This window comes from Brevundimonas sp., from assembly GCF_041648115.1.
In the GTDB taxonomy this organism is placed as follows: Bacteria; Pseudomonadota; Alphaproteobacteria; order Caulobacterales; family Caulobacteraceae; genus Brevundimonas.
Genome location: NZ_JBAZPR010000031.1, coordinates 1 through 8525 on the forward strand (window position 1 = coordinate 1; position 8525 = coordinate 8525).

Below are 8525 nucleotides of genomic sequence, written 5' to 3' on the forward strand. Positions count from 1 at the left end.
GAAAGCCATTCCGCATCAACGGTTTCATATCCATCACATGCTGCGATCTGGCGCTCTGGGGCGCGAACGACGAAGAAATGAGTGTCGAAGCGCTTTTGCATAAAGCTGGGCGTGATCCACCGCGCGAACTCGCTCAGGCGATCAAGGCGCAGTTGCACATCGGCCTCGCGCACAATGTCGAAAAATTCGCGCTCGCCTCGCTCGACGGCTTTGCGGCTTTCAAGATCGCAAATATCCTCGAACTCGCTACCGTCGCGATGATCGGCCAGCAGGATGCCTGCTTCCTCAAAGGCTTCACGAATCGCGGCAATCCGAAGGGTGCGCTGCGTAGGATCTAGCGTTTTCCAGCCCCTGCAATAATCGGCCCATTCAGGCGCTTCATCGGCAGCAGAAGGCTTTCCACCGGGAAAGACCAGCGCGCCGGATGCAAAATCGATCTGGTGATGCCGCTTGACCATCAGCACCTGGAACTCCGGCTCGTCGCGAAGCAACAGCATGGTGGCTGCGGGGACCGGATCGACTGGCTTCTGCAGTGTCATCATAAACTCCAGTTCTCAGTTGGCCTGATATTGGACGCTGGCCCGTTCAAGCTGAGCAACGATCTTATCGCCATTTGCGCAGAAGAACCAACCCGGCAAGAGCCACTGCAACACTTGCAAGCACCCAGGATTGATTCGCAAGCAGCGCCGCGGAGACGATAAGTGCGGCCGCCACAGGACCTTTGACAGGCTGGCTCGCGCGGCGAATGGCTGCGAGCTTCTCAAAACTTGCCGGATCAATCTGGACAGGCACATGCCCGGACTTGGCTATAGCGGCGGCGTTATCGAGAAGGTCAGGCATGATCGCCGCTAGGGCGAGGAGTTGTCGGCGAACTTTTTTTAAATTGGCGCGATTCCTGCCAAGGGAGAATCTTTCTGCGAACAGCTCCAACATGATGGGGCGTGTTTCCTCCCCGATATTATAGTCAGGCGCAAAGGAACGCGCAAACCCTTCCGCCGTGAGCAATGTTCGAAGAAGGATCGCCAGATCAGGCGGAAGTGCGAGCTGATAGTCTCGCAGGAGATCGAACACGCGGCTGAAAATATGCGAGAACTCAATCCCCGAAAGGACCGTTCCCCTGAACTCACCGATCAGCTGGTCCAAATTCTGGGTGAGCCCATCACGGTCAACTTTCGGATCTCCAGCCCATTCGAGCAACACGTTCGCGACGTCTGCTGTGTCTTCGTCGGCTATAGCCATGACAAGTCGTACCAGTTCCTCGCGCCTCGCCTTTGTGAGAGTGCCGACCGATCCGAAGTCGATAAAGCCCACATCCTGTTCCCCGATAAGGAAAACATTGCCTGGATGCGGATCGCCATGAAATTCGCCATTCAGAATGATCATGCGCAGGACTGCATTCGCATATTGTCTCGCGAACGCCGCCACGCGTGGGTCGGTCGATTCGGCCTCGATCGCAGACGCGGGCGTTCCATACAGCCGCTCCTGGACGTTGACCCGTATCCCCGTCAGTTCCCAATGAATTGTTGGAGTCTTGATCCCAAGCGTATCAAGATAGCCACCGATACGCTCGCATGCACGAGCTTCTGCTGCCAGATCCATTTCCCAGGCAAGATTTCTGCCGAAGGTTCGCAGGAACTCTACGGGGCGATAGCGGGCGATTTCAGGGGATCGATCCTCGGCAACGGCGGCGAGGCGCGTCAGGAGCCGCACATCGGCCTCCATTCGCGCGGCAGTGCCCGGACGCCGCACCTTTATGATAACGTCGGCGCCGTCGAGCAGCGAAGCAGAGTAGGTCTGCGCTACCGAAGCCGAAGCCAGTGGTTGTTCATCGAATTGGGTGAATTCCCCTCGCCAGTCAGCTCCCCAGCTTGCGGCAAGGATGGGCTCGATTTCTTCGAATGGCACCGGAGAAACCTGATCGTGGAGCGTCGCGAAGGCAGCAATCCAGGACCTGGAAAACAGATCGCTGCGCGTCGCCAGCAGCTGTCCAAGCTTTATTCCGACCGGACCAATGTCGCGCAGGAGTGCGACGACCGCCGCCGGCCGCAATTCACCTGGATCGATTGACTTGGCCGGATGCGGAATGACTCCGAGAGCGCCCGCCAGGCTTTTGGCGCCGTGCCGGACAAGAATCTGTCCTATCTCGGCGGCGCGTGCGATGTCTCCTATCGGTTTATCTCGGAACCCAGGCATATGTCCTATTCCGCATCGGTCCGGCTCTGATCGAGATTCGACGCAATCCGCACAAGAATGTCCAGCAACGTCCGTTTTTCGTCGCGCGTGGCGTTCCGCCATAGGACCCTATGCAGCCCGTCCGCGGATTCTCTCAGTTGGGGCAACAACCTGTCGAGCTCCTGGGTCAGGATGAGCTGCCATGCCCGGCCGTCCGTTTTGGCTCGTCGCCTTTCCATCAATCCTTTCCCACAAAGGCCAGCGACGGCTTGACCGATCGTGGCGGATTCCAACTCTAGTCGCTTGGCAATTCCGGCCTGCGTCAACGATGGTTCGCGGAGAAGTTGTCCGATGATGCGCCACTGCGTCTGATTGAGGCCAATCTTGGCAATCCGTGCGTCATAAGCGCGCCTCGCCCCCCGACTAATCTCGTCCATCAAATATAGCATACGGTCGTCGTCGGTGAGGGCGCCTTCGCGAAGCCGTGGCGGCATTGTGTCGAGATTTGCGTTCATACCGCTGCCTAGTCCGTTTCGTGGGAATGCCAAAACGCAAATTACTAAACGATTTTACTAACCGGATGGAACGGTCTACGCCACGCCATGAAGCGACTTAGCACATGTCCAAAATCCTTCGAAAGAGGCAGATGACCGACGAACCAAATGAGCGGGAACAGGATCGCGCGCCCGCATCCAGCCTGAAATCGCAACCCAAATTTCGCCTCATCCTCATCATAGCCATCACTGCTGCGCTGATTGCAGGTGGTTGGTGGTATTACAGGCATGTCACCTATGGGCAGTACATGCAGTCGACCGACAACGCCTATGTCGCGGCCGACAGCGTTGTGGTTTCATCAAAAGTGGCCGGATACGTGGACGCGGTGCTCGTCTCTGAGAACGGGCGGGTCAGTCCCGGCGAGGCGCTCGTGCAACTGGATGTGCGAGATTATAGAGCCCAGGCGCAACAGGCGCGTGCGCAAATTGCGGCGACGCTGGCCGGCGCCGACACAATCCGCTCGCAAGTAACCGAACAGGACTCAGCGATTCGGCAGGCGCGGGCCCAACTCGCCGCCAAGCGCGCGGCGCTCGACCTCGCCAATGAGCAGGTAGCGAGGTATCGCCCCCTCGCCGCGACCGGTGCGGAGCCGCGAGAAAAGCTTCAACAATATGAGACACAGGCGCAGCAAGCGCACGCCGACTTTGTTGCTGCCCAGGCAGCAGTCTCTGCCGCCAACGGTCGGAGGGCCACCTTGTTCAAACAGATCGACCAGACCGAAGCCCAAGCTGACGCGGCCCGCGCGCAGCTGGAAGCGGCCGACCTAGATGTCACATCGACTCTGCTGCGAGCCAGCAAGGGAGGTCGCGTTGGCGATCTAACAGTAAGGGTCGGCCAATTCGTTCAGCCCGGTCAGCGATTGATGACGGTGGTTCCGGTAAACGAAATCTACGTCATCGCTAATTTCAAGGAGACGCAGGTCGGCCTTTTGCGGGCGGGGCAACCGGTCAGGCTCGAGGTCGACGCACTTCCCGACTTTGAGATTGCCGGACGCGTTGAGAGCATCTCGCCCGGAACCGGAGCAGAATTTTCGATCCTGCCGCCCGAAAACGCCACAGGGAATTTCACCAAGATTGTTCAGCGGATAACGGTTCGTATCGCGATAATAGCCTCGCCCAAAGTGCGTCGTCTGCTCGTCCCGGGCATGTCGGTTGTGGCAGTTGTCGACACGCGAAACGCTGCCGGAGAGCTGAAAGAGATCTCGAGTACCGACAAATGACCGCCGAGTTGGCATCGAACAGCGCCTCTGGTACTCCGACTGCAGAAAGGCGGAATGCCGATATCACCGCGTGGATAGCGGTCGCAGCGGGTGCACTTGGCGCCATGCTCGCAACACTCGATATCTCTATCGTCAATTCCGCGCTTCCGGTGATCCAGGGCGAAATCGGAGCCAGCGGCACCGAGGGAACCTGGATTGCCACCGCATTTCTCGTAGCCGAAATCGTGGTAATTCCGCTTAGCGCCTGGCTTGAACGCCTTTTTGGACTGCGAAATCTGCTCATCATTGCGGTTTCCGCGTTCACCGGCTTTTCAATTCTTTGCGGTATGGCGACCGACCTCACGACCATGATCATCGGTCGCACGGGTCAGGGTTTCATGGGTGGTGCGCTGATACCGACTGCGATGACCATCGTGGCGAAAAGATTGCCGCCCCATCAACAGCCGATCGGCATGGCGCTGTTCGGCATGACAGTGATTCTGGGTCCGGTCATGGGGCCGCTGATCGGTGGCTGGCTGACCGAAAATTTGAGCTGGCACTATGCCTTCTTTGTCAATGTTCCAATCTGCGCCGTGCTGCTGCTGCTGCTATTCGTCGGGCTTCCTCACGAAGAGCCGAAGTGGGAGTATCTGACCGATGCTGATTGGGCGGGCATTGCCGGCCTGATTCTGGGGTTGGGCGCTTTGACTGTGTTGCTTGAGGAGGGGCATCGCGAGGAATGGTTTGAATCCGCTCTTATTCGCTGGCTGGCACTCATTGCCGTTATCGGTTTCGCTTCACTCATATACGGGCAGCTGAACGCGTCGAAGCCCGTCCTGAAACTCCGCCTCCTTCTCAATCGCCAATTCGGAAGCGTTGCGGTGATGGCTCTCGCCCTGGGAATGGTCATGTATGGTTCGACCTACGTCATTCCCCAATTTCTTGCGATCATATCGGATTATAACGCTTTTCAAACCGGGCTCGTTATATTTTGGATGGGTATTCCGGCATTTGTGCTTATGCCGATCCTGCCCTTCATGATCCGCAGGCTCCACATCCGCATTGCCGTCGGAGTCGGAATGCTTCTGATGGCGGCCAGCTGTTTCGTCAGCATAAGCCTCACCGCGGAATCTGGGGGCGCCGTATTTATCGAAAGCCAGCTTATTCGGGGTGTTGGTATGATTCTGTCCATGATGTTCCTGAACCAGGCTACCGTAGCCTCAGTGGCAAAGACAGATGCTGGCGATGCCTCCGGTATTTTTAACGCCGCTCGAAATCTCGGAGGATCTTTCGCTTTGGCCGGACTGGCTTCGTTTCAGGACCAGCGGATCTGGCACCATAGCCGGCGCATGGAAGAGACGCTGAATGCCAACAGTGTTTCGCTCCAGATTTATCTTGATGAACTCGCGAAAAGCTTCGGCGGGATGGAGGGTGCCATGTCGATGCTAGGCCGGACCATCCAGCGGGACGCGTTCGTAATGACCTACAATGATGTGTTCTTGGTGATGGGCGTCCTGACCTTGATGACCGTTCCTTTGGTCATCTTTTTGAAGCCGCTTCCCAAGAATGTTTCCCTTTCGATGCACTGAGCCTGACATGATAAGAAAATCTGTAATATCGCTTCTCGCCTCGTTTCTGCTGGCCGGTTGTGTTGCGGGCCCAGACTACGCCGGGCCTCCAGAAGTATTCTCGGCGAACCGAAATGACGGCTTTGTCCGTGCCGGCGGTAACATCATCGATACCGAGCCCGAGCTGGCAGAGTGGTGGCTCCTTTTGAACGATCCGGAATTGACCAGGCTTATCGAGGCTGCGTTATCGGACAATCCTTCGCTTCAGGCTGCGCAAGCGCGGATTGCGCAGGCGCGGGCATCCGTGAGACAGGAGAAGGCCGGAAGATTTCCGACGCTTGGAACCCAGGCGACGGCTATTCAGGGCCGCTTGCCGGGCCTTGATATTCAGAACAGTGCCCCGCCTTCGGCGAGCGCGCCTGTTAGTCCGCAGGGACAGGCGGATGATAGCCTCAGTGTCTACAATCTCGGGCTCAACGCTAACTGGGAGCTGGATTTCGCAGGAGGAACGCAGCGACGGATCGAGGCCGGCAACGCTCAGGCAGCGGCAGCGGTTGCCAATGTGGAGGATGCCAAGGTCCAGCTGACCGCCGAAGTCGCCAATGCCTATGTCAACCTGCGCGAGGCCCAGTTTCGAGCCAAAGCGTACCGAACCGAGTGCGAGTTGCAGCAGCAAACCCTCTCGCTAACCTATCAACGGTATCAGCAAGGCGTGTTGCCCCTGTTCCCTCTCGGCAATGCAAATGCCGAGCTCGAGCTGCTCAAGTCTCAGCTCGCCGAGGCCGAAGCTGACACGGCGGTATTGCTCGATGCGCTTGCCATTCTAGCTGGACAGATCCCAGGGACAACGGACGAAGCGCTGAAACAGATCTTCGATGTTCCCCTCCCGCCGGAACAGGTCGCCGTGGGCGACCCCTCCAACCTTGTCGCACGTCGGCCCGACATCCGCGCGGCCGAACGCAGCCTGGCGGCAGCAACGGCTCGGATCGGTGTTGCGGAGGCTGCACGATTTCCGAAGCTGTCATTCATGGGAATCTTGGGACTTGGCGGAACGTCGCCAGACGATCTCTTTGATGTGAGCAATCCGTCAATTCTCGCCATTCCACAGTTGCAGTGGAACTTCCTCGATTTCGGAAGGGTCGATGCCTCGGTCGATCAGGCGAGCGCCGTCCGTGCCGAGGCAGTTGCCAACTATCGAAAGACGGTGCTTTCTGCACTTCAGGACGCCGAGCGCGCGTTGTCGCGCTTTAGCCAGCAGCGCTCTGCCCTGGTGGCGTTCGCGCAGATCAAGTCCCAGGCAGATGGCGCAGCCGATCTTGATCGACAACGATTTGCCGGCGGAGTGATCTCGCGCGCCGACCTAAATCGCACGCTTCGCAAACAGCAGCAGGCGGCAACCGACCTCGTCCGGGGAAAGGCGGCGCTCACGCTGTCATGGATCGCCCTGCAAAAATCACTCGGCCTGGGATGGCAAGTGCAAGCAAAGATTTAATGTCACCTACGAGTGTCGTTAATATGAACTCCAAGGTGCGATATCGGTTCAGAAAGAATCTCATAGGGATTTCAACTGACAATTTTATCTAACCTTAGCAAGAGTATCCTGTGCTTATTCAAACGATCTGTCGGCCGATTTGTGCGCAGCATACTCCTTGCAAGCGACCTGATATAACGCTACGGTGACGTTTACATAATGTCATTGAGGCAAGGCGCGATGTGTGGATCGGCATGGTTAAATGTGTGGGGTCAGTGGTCCCGCTTGCTGGCATGATCCGCTCGATGACGGGTTATGGGAGAGGGAGTTGCCACGGGCGATCCGCTCTCCCGACACCGGTTGGAGACTTGCTGCGATGAATGCGCGCACAGCACCGAACATCTTCGTTCGCGAAGGAGATGGCATTTCAACGTTGGTCGTTGAAGGTGACTGGACAGCGATTTCGATCGCAGGCCTTTCCGGGCATGTTCTGAGTCCCTCGAACCTCTCCTTCTCAAGCGACTTCGGAAACCTGGGAAGGATAGACAGCGCAGGCGCGCTCGCCATCCTGACTCTCGCACCCAATGCGGCATTTACCGCAGACCTGCCCGCCAATCTTGCTGATCTGTTCGCGCTGGTGGGCTCGGCCATGGCCGACCGCGATGTCCCGCCTATCAAAACTCCCCCATTTCACGTGCGTCTTGGCCAAAAAGTTTATCGAGCTGTCCAGGAAATCGGCGCAAGCGCTCGATTTCTCGGGCAACTTGAGGTGGCGCTCATGAAATCTCTTGCACATCCCAAAAGGATGCGACTGATCGCACTGGCGTCGTCAATTCAGAAGGCCGGCTTCGATGCGCTGCCACTCATAGCGATCATGACATTCTTTATCGGCGCAGTAGTGGCTCTCATAGGAAGCGATCTGCTCAAGACATTGGGTGCATCGGAACTGGTCGTCGAACTGGTTGGCATATCCGTCCTCCGCGAGTTCGGCGTCCTCATTCCCGCGATACTACTTGCCGGTCGGTCCGCTTCCACTTTCGCGGCCCAGATCGGCGCAATGCGAATGAATCAAGAGACGCAGGCAATGAAGGTGATGGGCATCGACCTGTTCGACGCGCTGGTTGTGCCACGCGTATTGGCATTGCTTGTAATTATGCCCCTCCTGGCGATTGTTGCCATGCTGGCTGGTTTGGCAGGCGGGCTTGTCGTCAGCTGGGGCATACTCGACGTGAGCCCGACATATTTCGCCGAACGACTCTCGGCTGCGGTCGATATCCGACACTTCTGGGTTGGAATGGCAAAAGTACCGGTGCTGGCCATTGTGATTGCGCTTGCCGGATGTCGCCACGGCCTTTCGGTACGCGGAGATGTTGAGGATCTGGGCGGGCGGGTGACCGTCGCCGTTGTCCAAGCGCTATTCGCAATCATCCTTCTGGATGCCGCCTTTGCAATTCTCTTCAACGTGCTCGAAATATGATTTGCGATCCGGACATCGTTATTCGGGTGGAGAATCTTAAAACCCGATTTGGCGATCACATTATCCACCAGGATTTGAACCTAG

Annotated in this window: 7 protein-coding genes; 4 read left to right on the forward strand and 3 right to left on the reverse strand. The window is 57.5% G+C overall.

All coding sequences use genetic code 11. The features are described 5' to 3' along the window. From WC597_RS16915 to WC597_RS16925, 3 genes are all read right to left on the reverse strand, one after another. Nucleotides 1–539: NUDIX hydrolase (locus WC597_RS16915; RefSeq protein WP_372695202.1), on the reverse strand; the 539-nt coding region annotated here is incomplete at its 3' end. A 64-nt stretch (nucleotides 540–603) separates the two neighbouring features. Continuing rightward, nucleotides 604–2193 carry an AarF/ABC1/UbiB kinase family protein gene (locus WC597_RS16920; protein WP_039575416.1) on the reverse strand — a complete coding sequence of 530 codons (1590 nt, stop codon included), beginning with the start codon at nucleotides 2191–2193 and terminating at the stop codon, nucleotides 604–606. Nucleotides 2194–2198: 5 nt separating this feature from the next. After that, complete coding sequence (locus WC597_RS16925) at nucleotides 2199–2687, reverse strand: MarR family winged helix-turn-helix transcriptional regulator (protein ID WP_052208277.1); 489 nt, start codon at nucleotides 2685–2687, stop codon at nucleotides 2199–2201. A gap of 131 nt (nucleotides 2688–2818) precedes the next feature. Between WC597_RS16925 and WC597_RS16930 the strand changes: the two genes are divergently transcribed. The 4 genes from WC597_RS16930 (at nucleotide 2819) to WC597_RS16945 (ending at nucleotide 8441) form a co-directional block, all read left to right on the forward strand. Then, nucleotides 2819–3946, forward strand: a complete 1128-nt coding sequence (locus WC597_RS16930) for an HlyD family secretion protein (protein ID WP_054590305.1) — start codon at nucleotides 2819–2821, stop codon at nucleotides 3944–3946. Continuing rightward, complete coding sequence (locus WC597_RS16935; RefSeq protein WP_372695206.1) at nucleotides 3943–5514, forward strand: MDR family MFS transporter; 1572 nt, start codon at nucleotides 3943–3945, stop codon at nucleotides 5512–5514. The genes WC597_RS16930 and WC597_RS16935 overlap by 4 nt, the downstream gene beginning before the upstream one ends. A gap of 7 nt (nucleotides 5515–5521) precedes the next feature. Then, complete coding sequence (locus WC597_RS16940) at nucleotides 5522–6985, forward strand: efflux transporter outer membrane subunit (RefSeq protein ID WP_039575413.1); 1464 nt, start codon at nucleotides 5522–5524, stop codon at nucleotides 6983–6985. 355 nt (nucleotides 6986–7340) lie between these two features. Beyond that, entirely contained in the window at nucleotides 7341–8441 is a 1101-nt protein-coding gene (locus WC597_RS16945; protein ID WP_229667583.1) for an ABC transporter permease, read from the forward strand. Nucleotides 8442–8525: the final 84 nt, after the last annotated feature.